Raw genomic sequence first — 23,923 nt, 5'->3', positions numbered from 1 at the left:
AGGGCAAATCTTAGTGTGAAGAATACTCCTGCGGCTGTCAGAGAAAAAAGAATAGAAAATGCTTTGATATTCTTTTTTGGAATGAGTAACGGAGATTTTCTAAAAAAAGGGTTTAAAAACAAGCTTTGCTTATTTCCTGAGCAACATACCGAGTCTTAAATTACATTTTTTAGAAAAGGTATTGTTTATCAATGGAATAAAAAAGCTGTTTGCAATTGTTTACGTAAAAATACAAATTGTTTATTTTTTGTTAATTGCTGTCATGTACATTTAACACAAGATACGTATAATTTTGTCGATTTTGCGTATATATGTTGCGCTTAATAAAAATTTTAAGGATTTTCAGGTGAAGATAAATAAAAAAATGACATTAACTATGTTGGCTGTTGCAAGTTTTGCAACGCTATCAAGTGCTGCTGAGGTAGTTAATGGCGGTTTTGAATCTTGGCAAGGAAGTGCTGTTGCTGGTTGGGACACCATAGATTCAGGCATACAAGTAAAAAAAGAAGTCGCTATTGTTAAGCAAGGTAACGCGTCTGGTGCTGTAACTGTATTAACGGGCAGTCAAGCTGATACCGATTTATTGCAACAAGTCGATGTTGTGGCTGGGCAAAACTACCAGTTTTCAACTTGGATCTATCATACTGAAGGCGGAGTAAAAGCGCGTTTATATGTAGATGGCTATCAAGGATATTCAAACGAAGGTATTCTTGGCCAATGGCAGCAAGTAAGCTTTAGTTATAATGCAACCAGCAGTAAAAAAATTGCGGTTGGTTTGCGTTTTTACGATACCGCAGGGTTTGACGGTTCAGAAGTTGTGTATGTTGATGACTTTCAACCAAGTTTAGCAATCACTCCACCTCCTGTTGATCCGGAACCAAGCTGCACTGATACCTCGGTCGATTTGATGTTAACAACCGATAATTATGCCAGTGAAACAAGTTGGCAGTTGCAAGGTATTAATGGTGTGATTGATACCGGTTCAGGTTTAGCTAATGCAACAACCTATAATAAAAACTATTGTTTGGCAGCGGGTACGTATCAATTTACCATTAACGATGCTTATGGTGACGGAATTTGTTGTAGCTATGGTTCAGGTGCTTATGAAATAAAAGTAGCAGGGCAAACCGTAGCATCAGGCGCTACATTTGCAAAAACCGACACTAAAGAATTTACCATTACAGCAACCGAACCTGGTGATGGTGGCGGTACAACACCTCCAAATTTAGAAACTTATTATACTCCTGTTGAAGGTCTTACTGGCTATGATTTAAAAACAGGGTTATACAACATCATCGCCGGGCATAACTCTCAAGGATACTCCGCTATTTGGACATTCTATGAAAACCATTCACTCGATACTTATTATGAAAATGATGGTTCAATTTTAGATATCTATTCCGAGAATCCTACAGGTAGTGAAAACTATAATTATATTAAAGTTACCAATCAATGTGGCAGCTATTCAGGTGAAGGCGGTTGTTATAATCGTGAGCATTCATTTCCAAAAAGTTGGTTTGGTGGTACAGCAGAGCCAATGCACTCTGATATCCACCATATCTTCGCTACTGATGGTTTTGTTAATTCAAAACGTAGTAACTATCCGTATGGTGAAGTAGGTAGTGCAACGTTTACTTCCAGTAATAATAGCAAGTTAGGGTCAGCTGCTGCTGGGCTTGGCTATACGGGCACCGTATTTGAACCAATTGATGAGTTTAAAGGTGACTTAGCGCGAGCATATTTTTACATGGCTACACGTTATGAAAACGTGATTGGCTCTTGGGAAAAAATTACCACATACAGCGATGTTGTATTAAATGGTACAAGCGATCAAGTCTTTGAAAATTGGCATTTATCAATGTTATTACGTTGGCATCAACAAGATCCAGTCAGCCAAGCTGAGCGGGATCGTAATAATGCAGCGTTTGAGCACCAAGGTAATCGCAACCCATATGTTGATCACCCCGAGTTTGTAGGTTTAATTTGGCAGGCAAACTAGAAAGATAGATAATAAAAAAACCTCCAATGTGGAGGTTTTTTTATATTTGAGTCAGTCAATTATTTTGAGGTAATTGGATAAATAGTAATTTCCATACCTGCACCAATTGCTGAAATACGTAAAAGCGTATCGGCATGTAATGCTTGGTTAAAACATTTAGGCTGATGACCTGATTCAAAACCAAGATCAAAGGTACGTTTTGAGCAAGTTAACCATTGTTTTAGGCCCGCTCGGGAGCAAGCTTCTATTAATTCACACAGGTGATTAATGGTTTTGTCTGGTGTGCTTGTTTCGAGCTTTGAGCAAAGGCGTGCCACATGATGGTATTCATCAAATTCATGATGCAAAACAGTAACATGTTTTTTTAAGTCATTAACTAATACACTAATATCGTGTTTAGATTCGAGTTCTAGATCCACATTTAAAAATTGAATTTCAGACATGTCGGCCGTTATCAGTGAAAGAGTAATTATAATTTAGTCGTTTACTCTAACCTATGTCGACCCTAAGCTCTAGTTTTGCGACTTGTTTTTTCTTTTTTTTCAGTTAATCATGCACTTTAGTTAAGTTTAAAGCCATTTTTCTACTGCGTTGTCGAATTAGGCTTTTCATTATTAATTCAAAAGAATAATAAAATATGAAATTCAACCTATTTAAAACGACCCGAAAAATCCATAAATGGCTAGGATATTGCCTTGTACTTCAAGTTTTTTTTTGGTTGTTAGGTGGCTTAGTGATGAGTGCTATTCCACTTGAGAAAGTGCATGGCAAACACCTTGCGCAAAAAAAATTAGATAACCCATTTAAAAAGCAAGATTACAGTGCTTCACTCGACTTTTTAAAGCAGACTGAATTTCAAGTTGAAAGTATTTATTTTGATGCTTTTCTGAATTCTCCAATTTATCGGGTGCAGACCAGTGAAGGTGAGCTGGTTTTTGATGCTAAAACGGGTATGGCATTACAAAAACCAACTCAATTGCAAATAAAGCAACGAGCGCAGCAGCATTATTTGGGTGAAGGCGAACTAGTAACGAGTGAATATTTAGAAAATGGACCCAGAGAGGTTGGCTTTAAACAAAAAGTTTGGCGGGTATCTTTTAATGATTTAATGAGTACCACACTTTATTTTTATGCGGATACTGGGCAGTTCATTACAGTTCGCAGTACAATTTGGCGGATTTTTGATTTCTTTTGGATGTTACACATCATGGATTATGATGAGCGAGAAAACTTCAATAATCCTCTGTTAATTAGCTTTTCAGCTGCTGCGGTACTGTTTTGTCTCAGTGGTTTTATTTTGTTGTTACAAGGAGCAAGTAACAAAAAGCGGCGTTTGATGGCTTATTTTAAAAAATAATCATTCGGATGTTTTTTTTGCTGCCTATTTAGGTGGTGTTTCTAATGCGTTGAGTTGTAGCAAATTGATTTATAAAATAAAAATAGCCGTTGCTCTGTTAGTGTTTTTGCCTGCAAGTTGGGCTGAAGTGGCAAATTTTGAAGCCGCTAAAAAGTTATTAAAACAGCAAGTTGGCCATGATACAAAAACCTTATATTGCGGTTGTGCAATAAAAAAAGTAGGCAAAGAGTTAAAGCCAGATGCCAAGTCATGTGGGTATGTACCAAGAAAACCGATTACTAAATCAGGTTTACCTAATGTCAGAGCAACTCGAATCGAGTGGGAACATATTGTGCCTGCTTGGGAGTTTGGTCATCAACTACAATGCTGGCAACAAGGTGGTCGGGCAAATTGCCGTAAAAAAAGTGAAAAGTTTCGCTTGATGGAAGCCGATATTAATAATTTAGCTCCAGCAATTGGTGAAATTAATGGGGATCGATCTAATTTCCGTTTTGGGATGTTAAGTCAGCCAGCAGATCAATATGGCCAATGCCAGGTGAAAATTGATTTTAAACAGCGAGTGGTTGAGCCGCCTTTGGCATCGCGTAAACAAATAGCCGAAGCTTATTTTTATATGCAAAAAACCTATCAATTAAAAATATCTGATAAGCAGCAAAAACTATTTAATGTTTGGGCGGGGTTAGAGGCCAATCCGAATTTGCTGTAAAAATCCGTGCTATTAAATACAAGTTAAAGGGCGTTTGAAAGACTCTATAGTGGGAATTTCAGCGCTCTTTTTCGGTTTAGCTGGTTAGTTAGCTTGGTTACTTTGGAAAATACTTTATTAACTAAGTCATTATTTTACGGCAAAATATAAAATCTTTTCTATGCTTGAACTATGTTTTCATTCTTTAGAAAAAAAGATGGCAATACGATCTCAGCAAAATCCCGAAATAAGTTGTTTTATTATTGTTGCAACGGTTGTTGCACAACTTGATGTTATTTTGGTGGAAGCTAAAAATTTATCTTTAACAGCCAAAAATGCCCGAGTCGTTGCCATTAGGGCCGGTCAAGCAGCGTTGGGATTTAAATCAATTACCAATTTTATCGATGAATTTTCAGCTCGTACCATAAAAATTACACAAGATATTCATAACCACTCACATTTGTTATTTAAATTAGCATTAGAGCAATTACGCGCTTCGCAATTTAAAGAGCACGTTGCTCGGGCAAGTGTCATTCACAACGGTAACTCTGCCACTTTAAAGCGAATTAACCGCCAGTCGATTTCGGAACTTAGGGAGGCATGGTCTCGATTAGGCAGTGAAATGCAGTCGCTCACAGCTCAATTTGAAGAAATTCGTCAACAAATGCGTGCAGCTGAATATATTGCAGTCACCTCTCGTGTTGAGGCATCTCAAGCTGGAGAATATTGCGATAGTTTAGAGTCAGTGTCTGATTACATAGCCTCAGCAGCGCTTCGAATTAAAACCGCCATTACAATCAATCTTAATACTTTGTCTCAATTACAACGGATAATTAAATGAAATCAAGTATTCTTTATCAGGGAAAACATCATAAATGGGTGGTGTTTGGTCGCGATCCGGCAAAGCCAGAAAAAATTATCGACACTAATCAGTATTTAATTGTTAATGAAAAAGAATCGGTATTGTTAGATCCGGGCGGCATTGAGTTATTTTCTCCAATGCTAGCAGGCGTGCTCGGCCATATTGAATTAGATAAATTAACAACGCTTTTTGCCTCCCATCAAGACCCAGATATTATTTCGTCCCTTGGTTTGTGGGATAAAACAGTCCCCAAAGCTAAGCTCTATGCACCTTGGTTATGGGAAGGATTCATTCGTCATTTTGGCATGGAAAATATTAAATTCATGCCGATTAAAGATGAAGGGGGGGAGTTTATGTTAGGTAGCACCGCTTTGCGTTTTATACCTGCTCATTATCTGCATTCATCGGGTAATTTTAATGTTTATGATCCCGAAGCGAAAATTTTGATGAGTGGGGATATTGGTGCTGCGCTTGAATCAACAGAAGCACCAATGTTTGTCGATGACTTTGCCAAACATATTCCTAAAATGGAATACTTCCATAAACGTTGGATGCCTTCAAATCGTGCAAAAATGAACTGGATTGCACGAGTTAAAGAGCTTGATATTGAAATAATGGCGCCGCAGCATGGGCGCATTTTTAAAGGGGAAACTGTTCACGAGTTTCTCGCTTGGTTTGAAAAGCTTGATGTTGGTAGCGCGAGCTAATTTCAATTTCAATTTTATTTTAAAGTCACTAAACTGACCCCAGTTTAGTGACTTTATTTTTAGGGTATATGATTTAATCATGAAATTTTTCAGTTTACTGTTACTTGTTGTTAGTTTCTGTTCATTTTCAGCACAAAAAAAGACTGAGCGGCTTTATGACTTTGACCATAAAGTTTTTTACCAAGAGACTCGTGTGAGCGACGGTCACTATTTGCTTGCAGTTGAAGCGGATAGTTATGACCATTTTGAAAAACAAAGCGTATTTTTATTAAGATATGCAGCGAAACTGTGCCGAAGTTCGCAGTTTAGTCTGGTATTTGAAACTGGAGTGCAAGAGTTTAAAGCGCTTCCTACACATCCCCGTCCTTATCAACCGTCATTAACCGCGACACTTCAGTGCCTGAGTCTAAAAATTGAGCCAGTAAATTAATCATTTCAGTAATGTTTTGATTTGGCTCATTAACTAGTATTCAACAGTGCTTTAATCTTTATAACCCCAAGGTGCAGCTGGTGGTGTTATCGCCTTGGTGAGGTCAAAGTCCACTCTAAATTCACGACCTTCGCGGGTTAAGCGGTAAGTGAATTTTTCTGGGTAAATATACATGTGCCAAGTATTGCCGGCAGATTGTGGGATCCCTGATGCAACAAAGAGCTCTTTAGAATACTGATCTGCGGGAAAAGACTGTGCCTGTGCCCAGCCTGCATCTATTGTATGTCCGCCATACATAGTTGATTTATCATCTTCACCTTTTGCCGTTCGATGATCATGTTTTAGTTGTAAGCCAGATCCTGTTTTTTTGATGATCCATGTGCGAGAAGCGTTATCACCAACATGAAATGGAATTTGCAATTCATCTTTGCTACAGCTGCGAACATGCATAACGAGTTTTTCTTTACTAAAGGCATTATCGCTCTCGTTGCCTACGGTTACATTGCCTAAAAAAGCTTTGCCACATAATGCGGTTAGATTTGTAAAAAATTGATCTTGAGGCGTAATTGAAACGAGTGGGGCTTGTGCGAAAGCAGCTTGGCTGACTGCTAGAGCGCAAAAGGATAAGTAGGTTATTTTCATTGTAATTTACCTTGAAATAAAAAAATTAGCTTAATCAGCCTAAATAAACTTAGCAATTAGCATTCGTTCAATGCCATAAAATTTAAGCTGAAGAGAAAATAAAGCAAATGTATACGTAGAGTTAATAATCTGAAAAATAATAAATTTTTCTTAAATAAGCTCAAGATTTATCACCTTAAGCCGATATATAAGAGTGGTAATTTACCTAGTCTAGCTATCAAGATGGATGCAGTTAGTTGTAAAAGGATGCGCTAACCAAGTGAGAGATGTATATGTTTAATTCATTAACAATTAAAAGAAAGTTACAAGTTTTAGCGGTAATCGCCTTGGCATCTTTGTTGGCCTTGTCGTTATTAAATTTTCACATTGCCAACCAAAAGCAAGTCTTGGCAAATGCAAAAGTTGAACTTGTGCATATTCAAAATGCAGTATCCGATACTTTACGAGTTGAAGTTGCGTTTCTTGCAGAGCCTGATAAGACCCATTTAAATCAAATGAAAGATATTATTGATAGGAGTCTTAAAGCGAGTGAAGCACTCCAAAATAGTGTTAAAAAACTTGATTTTAAATCAACTAAATTGCAATTAGTTGATAATGCATTTCATGATTATTTTGCTAGCTTTAATCAAATTCATCAGACTATGGATCAATATGGCTTTGATCAAAACCAAGGCATACGTGGTCAATTAAGAAGTAAAGTACATGAATTAGAAGCTTGGTTAGATAAAAATCAAGATGATAAAGCCCTTATTTTATTGTTGCAAATCCGCCGTAGTGAAAAGGATTTTATTATTCGAGGTGACAACAAATATGTTGATAAAGTCGCAGATGGTGTCAAAAAATTACGCTCGCATTTAGCGACGCAAGGCGCTAACCAATTATATATTTTAGACCAGTACCTTGTGGCGTTTAATCAAGCGGCAGATAAATACAATCAACTGGGTTATAAAAATAATACGACGGGCTTAAAATCAGAGCTTAACCGCGCGCAACAAACCCTTGATACTGCACTTGAAAGTTTGGTTGCTGAATTAGAAATTTTGCAAGGCGAAGTTTATGGCAATGCGCAAACTATGCAATGGAGTTTAAGCATTGCGATGGCTATTTTCATGATTGTCTTTCTTATGGTTATTATTCGTTCCATTACCTATAGCATTGATAGTGCAATTGATGACATTGCAAAAGTAACAGCAACAGGAGACTTACGTTTAACAATTCGCAAACACAGCAATGATGAGATTGGTCAATTAGCTCATTCAGTTAATGAGTTGTTGGTTAAGTTTTTATCTGTGATAAGAAGTATTCATAGTGCAGTTGATATTGTTAATACTGAATCAACGCGAGTTGCGGTGAGTGTTGATCAAAGTGGCCAGCAACTTGTGCAACAAAAAATGGAAGTTGAAACGGTGGCCAGTGCAGTAACTGAAATGGGCGCTGTGGCGCACGATATAGCAATTAATGCCGAAAATACTGCCAAACGTGTTAATGCTGTGTCTAATAACGCTAAAAGCGGTCAAGTCCAAGTACAGACCACAATTTCGCAAATGACACAGTTGAGTAATCAGCTGGTAGAATCAGCTAAGCAAGTGTATTTATTGCAAGATAAAAGTAACGCAATTAGTGCAGTGATGACGGTTATTAAAGGAATTGCGGAGCAAACAAATTTATTAGCGCTTAATGCTGCAATTGAAGCCGCTCGAGCGGGTGAGCAAGGCCGAGGATTTGCAGTGGTAGCAGATGAAGTGCGTTCACTTGCTGTAAAAACGCAAGAGTCGACTTCTGAAATCACAGAAATTATTAATCAATTACAATCAAGTACTTCGGCAATTGTGGGCAGTATTGATCAATGTAAGCAGCAAGGCTTGGCTACAGCAGAGCAAACTCAACTCGCTGGAGCTGCGTTTGCCGATATTATTGCAGATATTAGTGAAATTTCAGAAATGACTTCAACTATAGCTGTAGCTGTAGAACAGCAATCGACAGTGGCTCAAGAAATAAACCAAAATATTGTCAGGATCAGTGATTACGCTGATGAGCTTGCTAACAACTCTCAGCAAAATGCGCATGCATCGTCACAAGTTTCTGAGCAGGCACATCAACTTGATGAAGCAACTAGTTGGTTTAAAAGTTAATTTTTAACCAACGACTCTACTTTTTATCGCAATGTTTCGCCACCTTAGGGTGGCGAAATTGTTTTTTTTCTTATAGGTTAATAGCTCTAGAATTGGAACAGGGATCTTAAATGGCAAATTTCACATCGCACATAGCGGGTACATTCTGTTGGCCAGAGTTGTGCACCCATAATTGGCAGCAAGGAAAAAAATTCTATTGTGAATTATTTGGATGGGGCTCTGATGATCAACCGATAGGCCCTGATACTTATTACACTATGCTGCAAAAAGAGGGGCTTGATATTGCAGCTATGTATCAAATGGAAAATGATAGAATTGAGCTTGAAGTGCCGAGTCATTGGCTAAACTACATTGCAGTTGATGATGTTGAAGCTAAAGTATTAAAAGCACAGAAGTTAGGCGCTGAGTTATTACATGGCCCACATACTGTGGGTGATGCAGGTAAAATGGCATTATTGGTCGAGCCTGAAGGTGCCGTATTTGCGCTGTGGCAGGGAATGTTACATCCAGGTTCGCGTAAACTTAAAGAGCCAAATACTATGTGTTGGAATGAACTTGCCAGCCGTAATTCAGCTAATAGCCAAGCATTTTATTGTCAGTTATTTGATTGGCAAGTTGAAGCGGTTGATATGGAAGGCATGGCATACATATTTTTTAAACAAGGCAATGAAAAAGTTGCAGGTATGTTGGAAATGAATGAGCAATGGTCTGAAATCCCACCACATTGGATGACCTATTTTGCTGTCGAAAATTGTGATGAAATTGCAGCGCAAGCGCAAGCCTTAGGTGCAGTTATTTGTGTACCTCCGACTGATTTTAAAGATGTCGGCCGTTTTAGTGTGCTGACAGATCCACAAGGCGCAGACTTTTCAATAATCGAGTTAATGGCTAAATAATGTTTTAGCTGTTGAGTAAATATCAAAGAAAAAGGAAATAAAATGGCTCAACATGTTGTCATAACTGGTGCTAATAGAGGCATTGGTTTAAGTTTTTGTCAGTTTTATTTAGCGTTAGGATATCAAGTGACTGCGGTTGTTCGCCAACCATCTGATGAGCTTACAGCACTTAATGTCGCCGTGATTGATAATATTGATGTGAGTCAGGCTGATGATGTTACGCGTTTAGCACAAGCGCTGACTGGTCAGAAAATTGATATATTAATCAACAACGCTGGTATTTTTCATAACGAAAGCCTGACAAATATGGATTTTGCAGCGATTGAATTGCAACTTGCTATTAATGCATTAGCACCCATTCGAGTTACCCATGCATTATTGGCAAATTTAGCTTCTGGTAGCAAAGTGGCGATGATCACCAGCCGAATGGGGTCTATTGCGGATAATAGCTCAGGTGCTTACATCGGATATCGCATGTCGAAGGCGGCACTCAATGCTGCCAGTGTGAGTATGGCACATGAACTTAAAGGCCAAGGGATTGCTGTAGCGATACTTCACCCAGGTTTTGTACAAACTCAAATGGTTGGATTTGCTGGTGATATCAGCCCAACACAAGCCGCTGAGCGACTAGCGCAGCGAATTGAACAGCTCACTTTAGTTAATAGTGGCACTTTTTGGCATTCAAATGGTGACGTTTTACCTTGGTAGTTCATGACATAAAATCCAGTAAAAAATAAGATTTTTTACTGGATTTGCGTCGATTTTGATATGATCTTATTTTAGCTTCTTAAAATCGGAAACCATTATGGAACTTGTTGCAGGTAATTTGTTAAGTCTTCCTTTATTCTTTTTAAACGAGCAGTTGGCTCAGCGCGACCTAGAACAACCCGATCTAGTCATTGATATTACCCTTGATGATGCCTTACTTGCTGAGTTATGTATTAATCCAGCTCCTGAAGAAAGTGCCTGTTTATATATTGAAAATTATGCCCTCAGTGCAATAAGCGAACAATTTAAGGTTACCCTTGATAATGGGCATCATGCCGAGTTACAAATTAATCATGGTCCTATGATTGCAGTATTATTAAATACCGAAGATGAGCAGGTTTTTGTTTCCCCTCACATTGATTGCATGCCGACGTTTGATTTGGGTTTAGATGATGCAATAGAGGAGTAATACAATGTGGCAGCGACTCGGACTGATTGTTATTTTTTGCTCTTTAGCTGGCTGTGCTATTTATGGCGTAAGCCAATATCAGCAACGCTTTGGAGCGCCGAGCGCTGTAGAGCGTTTAGTTGAATATCCGGCTCGAGAAGCTATCCACTATTTAGACACTGTTAAACCTATAATTGAGAGTCGCTGTGTTGTGTGTCATGGTTGTTATGACGCGCCTTGCCAGTTAAAGCTTTCTTCACCAGAAGGCATTGACCGCGGAGTATCACAGCAACTAGTTTATGATGGAACTCGTTTACTTGCAGCGACGCCGCAACGATTATTTATTGATGCGCAGCAAACCGTTGAGTGGCGTGACCGTGGTTTTAATCCTGTCCTGAATGAGTTTTCACAAACGCCTGAAGCAAACCTTGCAGCCAGTGTCATGTATAACAGTTTGTTATTAAAACAAGCGCACCCTTTACCAAATGTTGCAGTGCTTGGCGAAGAGTTCGATTTTGGTTTAGACCGCAGTCAAAGCTGTGCCAGTATCGAAAATTTTGATGAGCTGGCTATCAACAAGCCTCATTCTGGTATGCCTTATGGGTTTCCTGCTTTATCCTCTAGCGAATTTAAAACATTAGAAGCATGGATGCGCTCTGGCGCCACTATGGCGCACAGCCCAAAGCCAAGTGCCTTCGAACTTGAGCAAATGGCGCGTTGGGAAGCATTTTTAAATCAAGATGACTTAAAAGCCCAATTAATGGCGCGCTATATATATGAGCATTGGTTTTTAGCGCACATTTATTTTGGCATTGAGCCGACAACACAATTCTTTAAATTAGTACGCTCCAGTACACCTCCTGGTCAGCCAATTAAACAAATTGCTACAACTCGGCCATTTGATGACCCCAAGGTAAAGCGGGTTTATTATCGTTTATGGCATGATAAAACCACCATTTTAGCAAAAACCCATTTACCTCTGGCGCTTGATGATGACAAGCTTGCTCGTTTATATCAGCAATTTCTTGCACCACAATATCAAGTCACGCAATTACCAAGTTATGAAGCTGCGATTGCCTCAAATCCTTTTAAATCGTTTGAGCAGCTTCCGACTGCAGCTAAATACCAGTTTATGCTTGATGAGGCGCAGTTAATCATCATGGGGTTTATCAAGGGTCCTGTTTGTCGTGGTCAAGTGGCACTGAATGTTATTAATGATCATTTTTGGGTATTTTTTGTCGATCCGAAACAAGATGGCAGCGATAAAATGGGGGCGTTTTTAGCGAAAAATCAAGATGTGCTCACTCTACCAGCTCAAGATGAAAGCACTGTTTTACCTGTTGCTTCATGGTTTAAATATGCCCAAGCTCAGATAAGATACTTAGCAGCAAAAACTAATTTAATGAACCAAGTCTTTGCTGATAACTCAAAGCTAAACCTTAATTTAATTTGGCAAGGCGAGGGCGTAAATACCAATGCCGCACTAACAATTTTTCGGCATTTTGACAGTGCTACGGTGACAAAAGGCTTGGTTGGTCAGCCGCCTAAAACAGCTTGGGTGCTTGATTATGCTTTATTTGAGCGGATCCATTATCTGCTGGTGGCGGGCTTTGATGTATACGGCAATGTTGGGCATCAGCTCAATACCCGTTTGTACATGGATTTTTTACGTATTGAAGGCGAAAATAACTTTTTAGCGCTATTGCCAGAGGCTAAACGAGAAAAAATTCGCGACTTTTGGTATCGTAATGCATCATTAAGTTTAATTCGCCATTTTCAAGAAAAGCATCCGTTTTCACAAGAAACTGGAGTGGTGTATAAAACGGATGATCCTCAAGCTGAACTTTACCAAAAACTACAGCATCATCTGAAGCAAGTTCTTGATAATTCTCATGCTCTACAATCACCTGAAGATCCGTCTATCTTGGCATCAATAGAACAAACCACCAGTCAAGCGGTTGGTTTTTTACCTCAAGTCTCATTTTTGTTGGTTAAAATCGATTCTGAGTACCGTGCATTTTCGATGATTAGAAATAATGCTCATTTTAATATTACCAGTTTGCTTAATGAGGCAGCACAACGTGCGTATCAAGAAGATTCACTTACGTTAGCTAAAGGCTTTATTGGTGATTATCCCGCAGTTATTTGGCATGTTGCTAAAGAAGAGCTGCCAAATTTTATCTCTCAACTGCACTCACTCAAAACTGAAGCTGATTATCATCAATTAAAAAATCGCTATGCTGTTCGTCGAACAAACAAGGATTTTTGGCAATATAGTGATTTATTACATGACGTTGCTAAGCAATATCAAGGCGTAGAGTTTGGTTTATTCGATTACAATCGCTATGAAAATAAATAAGGGTTAAGGGATATGTTCCGAAACTCTCTGTTTTATAGTTGTTGCCTGCTATAAATTGCGGTAGCATTTGTAAAATAATTGTCAAAATTTGATCTGTATCAAACTACTTTGACAGCAAAATAGTGTTAAAAGCATTGTAGAGAATAAAAATGAAATATCTATTTGCGCTCTTGTTATTGTTACCCACAATGAGCTTTGCTCAAAAACAATTAAATAAATGCGTTAGTGCCGTTGGTGAAGTGCGTTATACCACTCGCAGTTGTGCGGCAGGCGAACGTCAAATGGAGGTTGATCAACAGCAATCGCTATTACAGTTTGCCCAAAAAGCTCAAACAGTTACTTCTGAAGTAAAAGAAGCCATAGATAATCGAGATCTTACTTTTTATCTGACTCAAAACTTTCAAAATACAGATTGGAGTGAAAATGTCGAACGTAGCTTTTTAGAAGGCAAGCAGGCTGTTGTAGTTGTGGATAGCTTTAGGTTACATAAACTCGAAGCAATTTGTAAGGCTACTATGCAATGGATAGCTGAATACCCACATCCATTGTTTGAATTAACCTCAATGCGTATTGAATTTAATACGGGTGAAACGTTTGCTGCACGATATGTCACTAATGAGCCGTGTGATTTCGAATTAAGATAAACGTTTTTCAACGTTTATCTTAATTTTTAACGCTATTTTAAATCTTGCATCATCTGTTTGGCCGCGCTTAACAATACATCATTACTTAGTCTTACTTTGTAATTTGGATTGGTATATTGGAAATGCACCATTGCTTGCGTATCAACTAAAAATACAGCCGGCACAGGAAGGGCTACTTTTTCCTGACCATCAAAATCCACGAAGTTCACCCCTAGTTTATTACGATAAATTTGTGCTGTTTTATCATCAAGGTAAAATGCTAAACCGAGATTTTGGCTAAAACTTAAATCGCTATCAGATAATAACTGGTAAAGCGTATTTTCAGTGTTTTTTTGTAATTCCTGAGGTTGCTCTGGCGATACCGCTAAAACCTGCAGTCCAAGCTGCTGAAGTTGAGGTGCTAATTGCTGTAAACCCATTAATTGGCGGCTACAAAATGGACACCACCCCCCTCGATATACAACTAATACCGTTGGCTTGTTTTTAAGTAGCTGACTAAGTTGTGTTTTTACACCTACTTTTGTTAATAGAGTTGCATCTGGTATTTTCAGCCCTGGCAAAATTGGGGTGACTAATTCTGCTGAGGGCTTGATATTAAACGCGCTTGCGGCATTAGTCATTTGGCTCACAATCAGCAAAAGTACACTTATTATATATTTCATTTAGATCTCTCTTTTACAGTGGTTTGTTATAAGAGCGACAAAGTAGCAAATAACTTTCATCGAATTTATTCGGCTCTTTGCTCTGTGATACTTTTTCCGTATGATTAGGTTTTAAAATTAAAGATGAGAATAAGCGATGTCAGCAAATATTGCGAAATTGGCGACCATGCTTGAAATGCAAAATGCGATGAACCAAAAAATTCACCCGCAATGGTTTGAGCAAGGTTTTGAATGGTATCGAGCAATTTGGGTTGAATGTGCTGAAATGCTTGATCATTACGGATGGAAGTGGTGGAAAAAGCAAACTCCAGACACTGACCAGGTTATTTTAGAGTTGGTTGATATTTTTCATTTTGGCATCGCAATGAGAATCGATGGTAAAACGAGCTATCAACAGCTTGCGGAACAGTTATTTACTGAATTAAACAACGTCAAAACAGCAGGTGATTTTAAACAGACTCTTGAGTTATTAGCGGGTACTGCTGTGGTCGAAAAACGTTTTGATGCGGCTGCTTTTGCAGGTTGTATGCAGCAAATTGATATGAGTTTGGATGATCTGTATCGTGGTTATGTTGGTAAAAATACTCTTAACTTCTTTCGCCAAGACCATGGCTATAAAGAGGGTACTTATATCAAAGTGTGGAATGGTAAAGAAGATAACGAACACTTAGTAGAAGTGGTTAAATCCCTTGATACTGAACATCCTGATTTTGCTAAATTGGTTTATCAAGGTTTAGTAGCTCGTTACCCTGCTTAATTTTCAGTCTTAACTTTTAAATGCCAGTAACATTATTTACTGGCATTTTTATGTACCTCAATGCTGAATCAGATAGTTATCAATGTATTAAATTAAAAGTAAACATCTTAGTTTTCATCCAGGATTGAGTTTTGTTTACATTAAGATTGATGGCTTTGGGCGATTGGCAATAATGTTCGGTAGTCTGTGATAGCTAAAAACTCATCGGTATGGATCGGTTGTAATTTGCTATCGGGGTTGGCAATCGCTAAAAGGTGGCCAATACCAAAGGCATGAGCAGCCTTTAAAATGGTTAGGCTGTCATCTACAAACAAAGTACGGTTTTTATCAAAATTCAACCTTGCTTGCAGTTGCTGCCAAAGTGCTTGATGCTCTTTACTGACCCCAAATTCATGGGTAGAAATTAATACATCTAAATAACCATCAAGCTGAGTCCGTTCTATTTTAAGACTTAAGCTATCGGGATGTGCATTTGTTAACAAAATTAGTTTCTTACCTGCTTTTCTAAGCGCATTTAAAAAATCAGGCACATCCTCTCGAATTGCAATTAGATGCTGAACTTCTCTTTTTAACTGAGCAATTGGTAAATTGAGTTCTTTTTGCCAATAATCTAAACAATACCATTCAATCTGGCCTGCTACTTTATGGTATTTATCAATTAAGATGGTTTTAGCATCCTCAAAAGAGATATTGTGTTGCTGAGCAATTTTAGCCGGAATGAATTCGAGCCAAAAATGGTTATCGAAATGAAGGTCGAGTAAGGTGCCGTCCATATCGAGTAATACGGTGTCGATTTGTTGCCAATTTAACATAGGTTTTTAGCCATAAAACTATTATGATTAAGTTACTCTCCATCATAACAAAAGATGCGTTATGGCAAAGAAAAAGGATCACCAACTGCCAACAATTTTGGCAAGTACGGTTGTGGCTAAGAGCAAATTATTTACCGTTGAATCGCTCGATTTAGTATTTTCAAATGGTGAAGCCAGATGTTACGAAAAAATTAAGGGCGCAGGTCGTGGTGCGGTGATGATTATTCCAATCACAGCGCAAGGCGATTTACTCCTAGTGCGAGAATACTGCGCAGGCACTCACGATTATCAATTAGGTTTTCCAAAAGGGTTAATTGACCCTGGCGAAACGCCACTTGAAGCCGCTAATCGAGAACTAATGGAAGAGGTTGGTAAAGGCGCTCAGCAATTAACGTTACTTAAAGAGGTCTCGCTTGCTCCGGGTTACTTTAACGCCAAAATGCACCTGATCTTAGCTGAGCAACTTTATGATGAAAGCCTTGAGGGTGATGAGCCAGAGCCTCTAGAGGTGGTCTCATGGCCACTTGAACAGTGGGCTTCTTTGCTTGAGCAACCTGATTTCACAGAAGCGCGCAGTGTCGCTGCATTGATGTTAACAAAACAATTTTTTAGCTAAGCGAAAATGAATATGCTGTCTTTACTTGAACCCTGCATTGCCTTAGCTGAGCAAGCGGGACGTGCTATTTTAGCGATTTATGACCAAGATGATATTGGTCAACAAGAGAAACTCGATCATACCCCAGTCACTAAGGCTGATTTGGCTGCCAATGATGTATTAATGGCGGGTTTAATCGCTTTAGATTCCTCAATCCCTATTATGTCTGAAGAAACCAGTATTCCGAGCTTAGAAGAGCGTAAGCATTGGCAACGTTATTGGTTGCTGGATCCTATGGACGGTACCGGTGAGTTTATTCTTAAAAGTGGTGATTTTGCAGTGAACATCGCCTTAATTGAAAATAATCAACCTGTACTGGGTATTATTCATTGGCCAACCAAGGGGGTGACTTATTTTGCTGCAGAGGGAAATGGTGCATTTAAACGTGAAAATGGGCAAGACATTGCTATTAAGGTCGCAAAGCCCCAAAAACTAACGTTAGCAATTAGTCGCAGACAAAAGCTCGATGTTGTTAGCCAGTATATAACAACTCAATTTGACACTATTCCATTAGGGTCATGTTCCTTAAAAGCATGCTTAATTGCTGAGGGACAGGCTGATTTTTTTATGCGAATAGGCCCTACAGGCGAGTGGGATACAGGTGCATCTCAAGTGATTGTTGAGCAAGCTGGTGGTACCTTGGTGGATGCGCAGTTTCAGCCATTAACTTATAACCAAAGAGAATCGACCGAAAATCCAGATTTTATAGTAATGGGGCATCCCGACTGGGATTGGTTAAGCTTGATTCAACCCCATCAAAGATAGCAAAAGTTGCTTTTATACAGCTTTTGTAGATTATTACTTGCATAATCTTATTTTTTCTATATTATGGCGCTCTCTCTCAGGAAGTAAGCGAAAAAACAACGTTATGTTGTTTAACTCTTGGTCCTAAGAGGCTCAGTTTTCAAAGTGCTAACGCATTGAAAAAACTAAATATACAGGCGCGGGATGGAGCAGCCTGGTAGCTCGTCGGGCTCATAACCCGAAGGTCGTCGGTTCGAATCCGGCTCCCGCAACCAATTTTTTTGGTTACTGTTTATTCTGATGTTGAAGCGGAATTAAAATATCTTTAACACATACAGGCGCGGGATGGAGCAGCCTGGTAGCTCGTCGGGCTCATAACCCGAAGGTCGTCGGTTCAAATCCGGCTCCCGCAACCAATTTTTTGGTTACTGTTTATTCTGATGTTGAAGCGGAATTAAAATATCCTTAACACATTCAGGCGCGGGATGGAGCAGCCTGGTAGCTCGTCGGGCTCATAACCCGAAGGTCGTCGGTTCAAATCCGGCTCCCGCAACCAATTTTTTGGTTACTGTTTATTCTGATGTTGAAGCGGAATTAAAATATCCTTAACACATTCAGGCGCGGGATGGAGCAGCCTGGTAGCTCGTCGGGCTCATAACCCGAAGGTCGTCGGTTCAAATCCGGCTCCCGCAACCAACTGAATGTTACCCTTCTTTAAATAAGTAATTTATAAAATCCTTAAAAAACTAAGTTTAAAATTTAAACCTGTCAGATATTTTTCTATTTATCTAGTCATATACCTGTTTGTTGATCCTTGCTATGCTCTTAATAATTAAGGCAAGTTACAAGCTGATATGCTAGAGGTAATGGTGCTGTTTATTTATTTATTAATATTTGCTTTGTTTGGTATGACGGCCACTTATTTTGTGCGTTTTTTTTATAGTTTCTGGTGGCAAAAAAAAATTGAACCTAAATGGCTAATTCGCGCGACTATCTGCGTTGTTTTGATTGCACTTTGTGCTGTTTTAGTTGAATTCATGCTTTAAAAAACCGCTATTAAGCGGTTTAATTTTAATGTTACTTCTCGTCTTAGAAAAGTATTGATGCTAAAAAGTGGCTTTAAGGTTTTTCGTTTAACCAAATAGCTACTTGCTTGGCGAAATAGGTCAAAATGCCATCTGCGCCTGCGCGTTTAAAGGCTAATAGCGATTCCATAATGCATGGACGCTCAGCAAGCCAGCCGTTATTAATTGCAGCCATATGCATGGCGTACTCGCCACTTACTTGATAAGCAAATGTTGGTACTGCAAACTCATCTTTTACGCGACGCACTATGTCTAAATAAGGCATTCCAGGTTTTACCATCACCATATCAGCACCTTCTTGTAAATCGAGTGCAACTTCACGTAAGGCTTCGTTTGAATTAGCAGGATCCATTTGATAAGTTTTTTTATCAGCGCCTTTTAAATTGCCCGCCGAACCAACTGCATCTCTAAATGGGCCATAGTAGCTTGATGCATATTTAGCTGAATAAGCCATGATGCGAGTATGGATAAAGCCGGCTTCTTCAAGTGCATCACGAATAGCGCCAATGCGACCATCCATCATATCTGAAGGAGCTACAACATCGGCCCCTGCGTGTGCATGAGACAGTGCTTGCTTGATTAATACTTCAATTGTGGTGTCATTGATAACGTAGTTTTGTTCATCAATGATGCCATCTTGGCCGTGAGTGGTGAACGGATCTAAAGCGATGTCGGTAATGATCCCCATTTGTGGCACTGCTTCTTTGATTGCACGTACTGTACGCTGCGCCAAGCCTTCAGGGTTATAGGCTTCTTCAGCCAACAATGATTTTTTGTCACTTGGGGTAACCGGGAAAATCGCCATTGCAGGCACGCCTAATGAGGCAAGTAATTTTGCTTCTTCAACGAGTAAATCGATTGATAAGCGCTCGATCCCTGGCATTGAATCAATCGCTTCACGACGGTTATTGCCATCAAGAACAAACACTGGATAAATCAAATCATTCACTGTGAGTTGGTTTTCACTCATAAGGCGGCGTGAAAAATCATCTTTACGCATTCTTCTCATGCGGGTGTATGGGAATAAATCTAAACCTGATTGTGCCATGCTAGTTCCTACTTTTAATCGCGTTGTGCAGTATCGTCATAAAAAACAACTTGGTTACGACCTGCATGTTTTGCTTGATATAATGCCTTATCAGCCAAGGCGGTATATTGATTTGGTTCATGATTTCGCTGTGCAATGTCGCTAAATAAACCCACACTGATAGTCATATTTATAATGCCAGCAGTGGTATGAACTTGGGCTTCGCTAATTTGCGCTCGGATTGCCTCTGCCACCAAAAGCGCACCTTCGGTATCGGTATTTGGTAAGATAACCGCAAACTCTTCGCCACCGTAGCGACATACTTCATCAGAAGGGCGTTTTAGCGATGTTTGAATGGTATGAGCAACAAAACGAATGGCATCATCACCTGCTAAGTGACCGAAGGTATCGTTAATTTTTTTGAAAAAATCGATATCGAGCATCATCACAGCTAGTGGTGTTTGTTCTCGATGTGAGCGGCGAAACTCCATCGTGAGTTTTTTATCAAAATAACTACGATTACGAATACCTGTCAGAGAGTCGAGGGTGTTTTTTTCTTCGAGTTCTCGGTTTTTCTCTTCAAGTTCTTGGAGCGTAATTTGAAGCTCAAAGGTGTGCTCTTGAATACGGCTTTCGAGCTCTTCTTCTAGTTCTTGTTGAATTTTGATTGTTTCGAGCTGCAGATTATCTTTGATTTTGGCTTCAGCGAGTAGCGCTTGTTGACGTTGGATTTTTAAATCTCGACGATCAATAAACTGTAAAATAAGTAAATACGATAGCACCATACTACTGATAAAAAAGGAGTTCATGAACAGGGTCGACATCGAGACTAAGTTATGATCTTTGCCATTAAAAATAAAAATACTAAAGATGATTGCCACCAAATAACTGAGCTGACTCAATAATATCCATTTGCTATAAGTCTGTTTTTTAACAAGTAAAAAGCCAGAAACCCCACTACAGATAACTAAGTTAACTAATGTGCTAAACAGACTAATATGTAAGCCTGTTGCATAGCTAAACCAAGGTAAGCTAAGCAAAATAAGTAAACTGACCACAAAGGTGATCCGCATAATACGAATTAATGATTTAAAGCGGGCATCAAGTTCTAACAAATGTTCAGCTAAAAAGTTAAGTAAGATAGCTGCAGTTAAAAACAATAACGCGATATTTTTTTCGTGTAACCATTTTACATCGACATAAAAATAGCGATAACTTAAGCCAAAAGTAACCGTAATAAGTGTCCATAAGCAGGCAATATAGAGGCTACCTAATAGAAAGCGGGCTTTGTGAGTCAACATAAACAACAAGCCATTGCTGAAAACCAGAGCCAATAAAAATCCTAAAAATAGCCCTGTAATTAGGTTTCTTTTCGTTTTATGTTGTAGCAGTTGCTCAGGCGTCCAGAGGCTCATTGGCAGCTTAATGTTACCCTGACTGACTATTTTCATATAGAAAACATCATTGGCATTGGCATCAAGGTTAAAAACAAAGACTAAAGAATCATCTTTGATCTGGCGATTTTTTAGCGGCTCGCGATCACCAATGGCGGCAAATGTTGTAATGCTGTCTTGGTGGCTCTGATGTAGGCGTACGCTATCAAGTAAGGGGTGCTCAAGTAATAAATATAAAGTTTTATTAACAGGTGTTTGATTACTAATAGTAAAGCTAACCCAAATAGCGTTTGGTTGAATACCAAGATTGAGTGTTCCATCATTAGAGCTTCGCCATTGGCTGTCTGAGTTTTGTTGAATTTGCGCCAGGGATTCATCGCTACTGAGGTACTTAAATACTAATGGTTTTATGGATTGAAAGTCATCATCAATGATGATTTTATCGCTAGCCAAAGCCGACAGACTTAACAATAGACTTAAAACATAGCACCACAAGTATCTTAACATTATTGCCTCGTGGTTAAGCGAAATAAGCGTTCAGTATTTTGCCGAGTATGCAGAGCGATGGTTTGTGCATCGGTTTGTTTTAGGCTCGCAATCATTTGGCAAATATAAGGTAAATAAGCGGGCTCATTTCGGTGTAACTTAGGTTTTGGCTTGATATTACGTGGGATTAAAAATGGCGCATCGGTTTCAATCAGTAATCGATCGTTAGGAATATATTGAATGAGTTGTTGTAGCTCTAAGCCTCTGCGCTCATCACAGACCCAGCCCGTAATTCCAATATAAAGACCTAAATCTAAATAGCGGGTTAAAGCAGTTTTATTGCCAGTAAAACAATGAACGACCCCAGTTGTATTATGCTCTTTAACCAAGTGGTAAAGATCATCACTTGCGTCGCGCTCATGGATATAAGCGGGCAAATCTAAGGTGTTAGCTAGTGTTAGCTGCTTTGCAAAAACTTCGCGCTGGATATCACGAGGTGAAAAATCACGATTATAATCTAAGCCGCATTCACCGACTGCTTTACAATTAGGTTGTTGCAACAGTGTTGTTAGTTCAGTAATAAAGTTATCAGCAGCGTCAACAGCGTAATGGGGATGAATGCCTGCGGTTGAAAAAAAACCGTAGCGGTTTGCGTCCTCTAAAGCTTGTTTGCTTTGTGCGAGTTCTGTGCCAATTAACAATAAGTTAGAGATGTTTGCTGCTTTTGCTCGCGCTAAAACAGCTTCTCTGTCTTTATCAAATTGTGCATTGCAGAGGTTTACCCCTGCATCTATCAATGTCATCGTCATTACGAAACGCGTTTTACTCTAACTGTTTTATTGCCACCTTGTAGTTTTAACAAGAAAGAGTTAAAAGCGCCACGAGAAATAACAACCGTTTGGCCTGTCTTAATACGAAAACCATCTGTGCCTAATTGTCGCCAGACTTGGTTATTGTCTAGCGTTAAAATAAGTTCGCCTCGTGGTGCTTTTTTTATTGTATTGACGATAGCAACTAGCGTTTCAGCTTCTTCGGATTCACTTGCTTGTTTATGCTCTAAGCCAAATACTGCTTGTGGAGCTGCTTGTGGAGCTGCTTGTGGAGCTGCTTGTGGAGCTGCTTGTGGAGCTGCTTGTGGAGCTGCTTGTGGAGCTGCTTGTGGAGCTGCTTGTGGAGCTGCTTGTATAGGAGCGTTAGCGGTTACGTTTGTTTTTTCTTGATTAAACGTCGCATTTGCCACTTTGTCATAACAGATTAGGCGGTGAAGATCATTTTCAATGGTACGACATTGCTGCAATGTTTGTGCCTCAGCTGCAAGGCCGCTAAATGAACATAAACAGAGCAAAGTTAGTAATTTATTTTTCATTCTTGTTGTTCCATTTCTTCTGTTGATTGTTTTTTTGAATAAAATGAAGCCAAAACTAAGCCGAGTTCAAACAGGGCTAGCATGGGGATGGCGAGCAGTGTTTGCGATAGCACGTCCGGCGGTGTTAGAAACATCGCCAATACAAAAGCACCTACAATAATGTAAGGCCGTTTGTTTTTTAAATCGGTTGTGGTGGTCATGCCGCTCCAGCATAACAGCATAATAAACACCGGGATTTCAAAAGCGATACCAAATGCGAAAAATAACTTTAGTACAAAATCAAGATAGCTACTGATATCGGGGGTGAGAGTCATCACCTCTGGACCTATGCTAGTAAAAAAGCCCAAAATTATAGGGAAAACCACAAAGTAGCTAAATGCAATACCGCTATAAAACAGCAATACGCTCGAAATCAGTACTGGAATAAGCATACGCTTTTCATTTTGATACAGGCCAGGTGCAATAAATCCCCAAACCTGATGCAAAACAAAAGGAAAAGCCAAAAACAATGCTGCAAACAAGGTTAGTTTAAATGGAGCAAAAAATGGCGCGGTGACATCGGTCGCGATCATGCTGGCATTTGCGGGTAAATGTTCAATTAATGGCGTAGCGACAAAGCTATAAATATCGTTGGCGAAATACACTAAGCTGAGGAAAATAATTAAAATTGCGAAGATGGCGCGCATTAAGCGGTTTCTTAGTTCAACTAAATGGCTGATAAAGCCGGAGTGTGCCTGCTGGCTAGTCATTTTTTTTATCTTGTTCAGGAGGTGGTTCTACAGGTTTAAAGCTATGAGTGACAGATTGAGCCGCTTGGCTGAGCTCTGCAATCGAGCGTTGTAATTCGGGTGATAAGTTGTTCATGCCTTGTTCTTCGGCTTTTTTTAAATTTTGATGTAATTCATGCACCCGTAATTCTTCATTAATTTCGGCTTGAACAGAATTACCAAATTGTTTAACGCTTTTAATCCAACGCGCTACGGTGCGCACTGCAACAGGCAAGCGCTCAGGCCCAAGAACAATTAGGCCAACAACAAAAATAACAACTAGCTCCCAAAAGCCCATC

The 23,923-nt window shown here is 39.3% G+C and carries 25 protein-coding genes and 4 tRNA genes; 19 read left to right on the top strand and 10 right to left on the bottom strand.

Annotation, left to right across the window (positions count from 1 at the left end; translation table 11 throughout):
- Nucleotides 1-364 precede the first annotated feature (364 nt).
- Nucleotides 365-1,999, top strand: coding sequence for an endonuclease (locus PTUN_RS16990; protein ID WP_009840764.1), 1,635 nt, complete (start codon nt 365-367; stop codon nt 1,997-1,999).
- 59 nt (nt 2,000-2,058) lie between these two features.
- Here the strand turns inward: PTUN_RS16990 and PTUN_RS16985 are convergent, their stop codons facing one another.
- Nucleotides 2,059-2,442, bottom strand: coding sequence for a hypothetical protein (locus PTUN_RS16985; protein ID WP_009840765.1), 384 nt, complete (start codon nt 2,440-2,442; stop codon nt 2,059-2,061).
- A 194-nt stretch (nt 2,443-2,636) separates the two neighbouring features.
- Between PTUN_RS16985 and PTUN_RS16980 the strand changes: the two genes are divergently transcribed.
- From PTUN_RS16980 to PTUN_RS16960, 5 genes are all read left to right on the top strand, one after another.
- Entirely contained in the window at nt 2,637-3,356 is a 720-nt protein-coding gene (locus PTUN_RS16980) for a hypothetical protein (RefSeq protein WP_009840766.1), read from the top strand.
- Nucleotides 3,357-3,483: 127 nt separating this feature from the next.
- The gene (locus tag PTUN_RS16975; RefSeq protein ID WP_040644378.1) at nt 3,484-4,062 is read left to right on the top strand and encodes an endonuclease; all 579 of its coding nucleotides are present in this window, start codon (nt 3,484-3,486) and stop codon (nt 4,060-4,062) included.
- A gap of 196 nt (nt 4,063-4,258) precedes the next feature.
- Complete coding sequence (locus PTUN_RS16970; protein WP_050760068.1) at nt 4,259-4,882, top strand: chemotaxis protein; 624 nt, start codon at nt 4,259-4,261, stop codon at nt 4,880-4,882.
- A complete protein-coding gene (locus tag PTUN_RS16965) occupies nt 4,879-5,610 on the top strand; it encodes an oxygen-binding di-iron domain-containing protein (protein ID WP_009840769.1) in 732 nt (243 codons plus the stop codon). Before PTUN_RS16970 ends, PTUN_RS16965 begins: the two co-directional genes overlap by 4 nt.
- A 79-nt stretch (nt 5,611-5,689) precedes the next feature.
- Nucleotides 5,690-6,040 (top strand): hypothetical protein, encoded by a 351-nt coding sequence (locus PTUN_RS16960; RefSeq protein WP_009840770.1) that lies wholly within the window; start codon nt 5,690-5,692, stop codon nt 6,038-6,040.
- A 51-nt stretch (nt 6,041-6,091) separates the two neighbouring features.
- Here PTUN_RS16960 and PTUN_RS16955 read toward each other — a convergent pair whose 3' ends face one another.
- A complete protein-coding gene (locus tag PTUN_RS16955) occupies nt 6,092-6,682 on the bottom strand; it encodes a hypothetical protein (protein WP_009840771.1) in 591 nt (196 codons plus the stop codon).
- 272 nt (nt 6,683-6,954) lie between these two features.
- Here PTUN_RS16955 and PTUN_RS16950 point away from each other — a divergent pair, with 272 nt between their 5' ends.
- The 6 genes from PTUN_RS16950 (at nt 6,955) to PTUN_RS16925 (ending at nt 13,869) form a co-directional block, all read left to right on the top strand.
- Entirely contained in the window at nt 6,955-8,814 is a 1,860-nt protein-coding gene (locus tag PTUN_RS16950) for a methyl-accepting chemotaxis protein (RefSeq protein WP_009840772.1), read from the top strand.
- A gap of 110 nt (nt 8,815-8,924) precedes the next feature.
- Entirely contained in the window at nt 8,925-9,710 is a 786-nt protein-coding gene (locus tag PTUN_RS16945) for a VOC family protein (protein ID WP_009840773.1), read from the top strand.
- Between the two features lie 42 nt (nt 9,711-9,752).
- Nucleotides 9,753-10,418 carry an SDR family oxidoreductase gene (locus tag PTUN_RS16940; RefSeq protein ID WP_009840774.1) on the top strand — a complete coding sequence of 222 codons (666 nt, stop codon included), beginning with the start codon at nt 9,753-9,755 and terminating at the stop codon, nt 10,416-10,418.
- Between the two features lie 97 nt (nt 10,419-10,515).
- A complete protein-coding gene (locus PTUN_RS16935; protein WP_009840775.1) occupies nt 10,516-10,887 on the top strand; it encodes a hypothetical protein in 372 nt (123 codons plus the stop codon).
- A 4-nt stretch (nt 10,888-10,891) separates the two neighbouring features.
- Nucleotides 10,892-13,225, top strand: coding sequence for a fatty acid cis/trans isomerase (locus tag PTUN_RS16930; protein WP_009840776.1), 2,334 nt, complete (start codon nt 10,892-10,894; stop codon nt 13,223-13,225).
- 149 nt (nt 13,226-13,374) lie between these two features.
- The gene (locus tag PTUN_RS16925; protein ID WP_009840777.1) at nt 13,375-13,869 is read left to right on the top strand and encodes a hypothetical protein; all 495 of its coding nucleotides are present in this window, start codon (nt 13,375-13,377) and stop codon (nt 13,867-13,869) included.
- A gap of 32 nt (nt 13,870-13,901) precedes the next feature.
- On the opposite strand, the gene PTUN_RS16920 is transcribed toward PTUN_RS16925, so the two are convergent.
- Nucleotides 13,902-14,531 carry a redoxin domain-containing protein gene (locus PTUN_RS16920; RefSeq protein ID WP_009840778.1) on the bottom strand — a complete coding sequence of 210 codons (630 nt, stop codon included), beginning with the start codon at nt 14,529-14,531 and terminating at the stop codon, nt 13,902-13,904.
- A 136-nt stretch (nt 14,532-14,667) separates the two neighbouring features.
- Between PTUN_RS16920 and PTUN_RS16915 the strand changes: the two genes are divergently transcribed.
- Entirely contained in the window at nt 14,668-15,288 is a 621-nt protein-coding gene (locus PTUN_RS16915; RefSeq protein ID WP_009840779.1) for a dUTP diphosphatase, read from the top strand.
- 140 nt (nt 15,289-15,428) lie between these two features.
- On the opposite strand, the gene yrfG is transcribed toward PTUN_RS16915, so the two are convergent.
- Nucleotides 15,429-16,100: a GMP/IMP nucleotidase gene (gene yrfG, locus PTUN_RS16910; RefSeq protein WP_009840780.1), complete on the bottom strand. Its 672-nt coding sequence runs from the start codon at nt 16,098-16,100 to the stop codon at nt 15,429-15,431.
- 61 nt (nt 16,101-16,161) lie between these two features.
- Between yrfG and nudE the strand changes: the two genes are divergently transcribed.
- The 6 genes from nudE (at nt 16,162) to PTUN_RS16880 (ending at nt 18,195) form a co-directional block, all read left to right on the top strand.
- Nucleotides 16,162-16,716 carry an ADP compounds hydrolase NudE gene (gene nudE, locus PTUN_RS16905; RefSeq protein WP_009840781.1) on the top strand — a complete coding sequence of 185 codons (555 nt, stop codon included), beginning with the start codon at nt 16,162-16,164 and terminating at the stop codon, nt 16,714-16,716.
- A gap of 12 nt (nt 16,717-16,728) precedes the next feature.
- Nucleotides 16,729-17,520, top strand: coding sequence for a 3'(2'),5'-bisphosphate nucleotidase CysQ (cysQ, locus tag PTUN_RS16900; RefSeq protein ID WP_040644381.1), 792 nt, complete (start codon nt 16,729-16,731; stop codon nt 17,518-17,520).
- 177 nt (nt 17,521-17,697) lie between these two features.
- A tRNA-Met gene (locus PTUN_RS16895) sits at nt 17,698-17,774 on the top strand.
- Nucleotides 17,775-17,838: 64 nt separating this feature from the next.
- Nucleotides 17,839-17,915 (top strand) — tRNA-Met (locus PTUN_RS16890).
- A gap of 63 nt (nt 17,916-17,978) precedes the next feature.
- Nucleotides 17,979-18,055, top strand: a tRNA-Met gene (locus tag PTUN_RS16885).
- A 63-nt stretch (nt 18,056-18,118) separates the two neighbouring features.
- A tRNA-Met gene (locus PTUN_RS16880) sits at nt 18,119-18,195 on the top strand.
- Between the two features lie 423 nt (nt 18,196-18,618).
- Here PTUN_RS16880 and hemB read toward each other — a convergent pair.
- From hemB to tatB, 6 genes are read right to left on the bottom strand one after another with little or no spacing between them, the layout of a single operon-like run.
- Nucleotides 18,619-19,632 carry a porphobilinogen synthase gene (hemB, locus tag PTUN_RS16870; RefSeq protein ID WP_009840701.1) on the bottom strand — a complete coding sequence of 338 codons (1,014 nt, stop codon included), beginning with the start codon at nt 19,630-19,632 and terminating at the stop codon, nt 18,619-18,621.
- Nucleotides 19,633-19,646: 14 nt separating this feature from the next.
- A complete protein-coding gene (locus PTUN_RS16865) occupies nt 19,647-21,512 on the bottom strand; it encodes a sensor domain-containing diguanylate cyclase (RefSeq protein WP_040644369.1) in 1,866 nt (621 codons plus the stop codon).
- Nucleotides 21,512-22,300: a TatD family hydrolase gene (locus PTUN_RS16860; RefSeq protein WP_009840703.1), complete on the bottom strand. Its 789-nt coding sequence runs from the start codon at nt 22,298-22,300 to the stop codon at nt 21,512-21,514. The genes PTUN_RS16865 and PTUN_RS16860 overlap by 1 nt, the downstream gene beginning before the upstream one ends.
- Nucleotides 22,300-22,857: a hypothetical protein gene (locus PTUN_RS16855; RefSeq protein WP_009840704.1), complete on the bottom strand. Its 558-nt coding sequence runs from the start codon at nt 22,855-22,857 to the stop codon at nt 22,300-22,302. Before PTUN_RS16855 ends, PTUN_RS16860 begins: the two co-directional genes overlap by 1 nt.
- Nucleotides 22,854-23,606 carry a twin-arginine translocase subunit TatC gene (gene tatC, locus PTUN_RS16850; protein ID WP_009840705.1) on the bottom strand — a complete coding sequence of 251 codons (753 nt, stop codon included), beginning with the start codon at nt 23,604-23,606 and terminating at the stop codon, nt 22,854-22,856. Before tatC ends, PTUN_RS16855 begins: the two co-directional genes overlap by 4 nt.
- Nucleotides 23,599-23,922 (bottom strand): Sec-independent protein translocase protein TatB, encoded by a 324-nt coding sequence (gene tatB / locus PTUN_RS16845; RefSeq protein WP_009840706.1) that lies wholly within the window; start codon nt 23,920-23,922, stop codon nt 23,599-23,601. Before tatB ends, tatC begins: the two co-directional genes overlap by 8 nt.
- Nucleotide 23,923 lies beyond the last annotated feature (1 nt).

This window comes from Pseudoalteromonas tunicata (assembly GCF_002310815.1).
GTDB lineage: Bacteria > Pseudomonadota > Gammaproteobacteria > Enterobacterales > Alteromonadaceae > Pseudoalteromonas > Pseudoalteromonas tunicata.
This window is presented reverse-complemented; position numbering and strand designations above follow the sequence as displayed.

Bases quoted from the DNA above. Each gene is read 5' to 3' on its own strand.
- PTUN_RS16965 (WP_009840769.1), top strand. From the start codon at position 4,879: ATGAAATCAAGTATTCTTTATCAGGGAAAACATCATAAATGGGTGGTG.
- PTUN_RS16955 (WP_009840771.1), bottom strand. From the start codon at position 6,682: ATGAAAATAACCTACTTATCCTTTTGCGCTCTAGCAGTCAGCCAAGCT.
- PTUN_RS16935 (WP_009840775.1), top strand. From the start codon at position 10,516: ATGGAACTTGTTGCAGGTAATTTGTTAAGTCTTCCTTTATTCTTTTTA.
- PTUN_RS16970 (WP_050760068.1), top strand. From the start codon at position 4,259: ATGGCAATACGATCTCAGCAAAATCCCGAAATAAGTTGTTTTATTATT.
- PTUN_RS16945 (WP_009840773.1), top strand. From the start codon at position 8,925: ATGGCAAATTTCACATCGCACATAGCGGGTACATTCTGTTGGCCAGAG.
- nudE (WP_009840781.1), top strand. From the start codon at position 16,162: ATGGCAAAGAAAAAGGATCACCAACTGCCAACAATTTTGGCAAGTACG.
- PTUN_RS16930 (WP_009840776.1), top strand. From the start codon at position 10,892: ATGTGGCAGCGACTCGGACTGATTGTTATTTTTTGCTCTTTAGCTGGC.
- PTUN_RS16865 (WP_040644369.1), bottom strand. From the start codon at position 21,512: ATGTTAAGATACTTGTGGTGCTATGTTTTAAGTCTATTGTTAAGTCTG.
- tatB (WP_009840706.1), bottom strand. From the start codon at position 23,922: ATGGGCTTTTGGGAGCTAGTTGTTATTTTTGTTGTTGGCCTAATTGTT.
- hemB (WP_009840701.1), bottom strand. From the start codon at position 19,632: ATGGCACAATCAGGTTTAGATTTATTCCCATACACCCGCATGAGAAGA.
- tatC (WP_009840705.1), bottom strand. From the start codon at position 23,606: ATGACTAGCCAGCAGGCACACTCCGGCTTTATCAGCCATTTAGTTGAA.
- PTUN_RS16950 (WP_009840772.1), top strand. From the start codon at position 6,955: ATGTTTAATTCATTAACAATTAAAAGAAAGTTACAAGTTTTAGCGGTA.
- cysQ (WP_040644381.1), top strand. From the start codon at position 16,729: ATGCTGTCTTTACTTGAACCCTGCATTGCCTTAGCTGAGCAAGCGGGA.
- PTUN_RS16960 (WP_009840770.1), top strand. From the start codon at position 5,690: ATGAAATTTTTCAGTTTACTGTTACTTGTTGTTAGTTTCTGTTCATTT.
- yrfG (WP_009840780.1), bottom strand. From the start codon at position 16,100: ATGTTAAATTGGCAACAAATCGACACCGTATTACTCGATATGGACGGC.
- PTUN_RS16925 (WP_009840777.1), top strand. From the start codon at position 13,375: ATGAAATATCTATTTGCGCTCTTGTTATTGTTACCCACAATGAGCTTT.
- PTUN_RS16940 (WP_009840774.1), top strand. From the start codon at position 9,753: ATGGCTCAACATGTTGTCATAACTGGTGCTAATAGAGGCATTGGTTTA.
- PTUN_RS16915 (WP_009840779.1), top strand. From the start codon at position 14,668: ATGTCAGCAAATATTGCGAAATTGGCGACCATGCTTGAAATGCAAAAT.
- PTUN_RS16920 (WP_009840778.1), bottom strand. From the start codon at position 14,531: ATGAAATATATAATAAGTGTACTTTTGCTGATTGTGAGCCAAATGACT.
- PTUN_RS16855 (WP_009840704.1), bottom strand. From the start codon at position 22,857: ATGAAAAATAAATTACTAACTTTGCTCTGTTTATGTTCATTTAGCGGC.
- PTUN_RS16860 (WP_009840703.1), bottom strand. From the start codon at position 22,300: ATGACGATGACATTGATAGATGCAGGGGTAAACCTCTGCAATGCACAA.
- PTUN_RS16985 (WP_009840765.1), bottom strand. From the start codon at position 2,442: ATGTCTGAAATTCAATTTTTAAATGTGGATCTAGAACTCGAATCTAAA.
- PTUN_RS16980 (WP_009840766.1), top strand. From the start codon at position 2,637: ATGAAATTCAACCTATTTAAAACGACCCGAAAAATCCATAAATGGCTA.
- PTUN_RS16990 (WP_009840764.1), top strand. From the start codon at position 365: ATGACATTAACTATGTTGGCTGTTGCAAGTTTTGCAACGCTATCAAGT.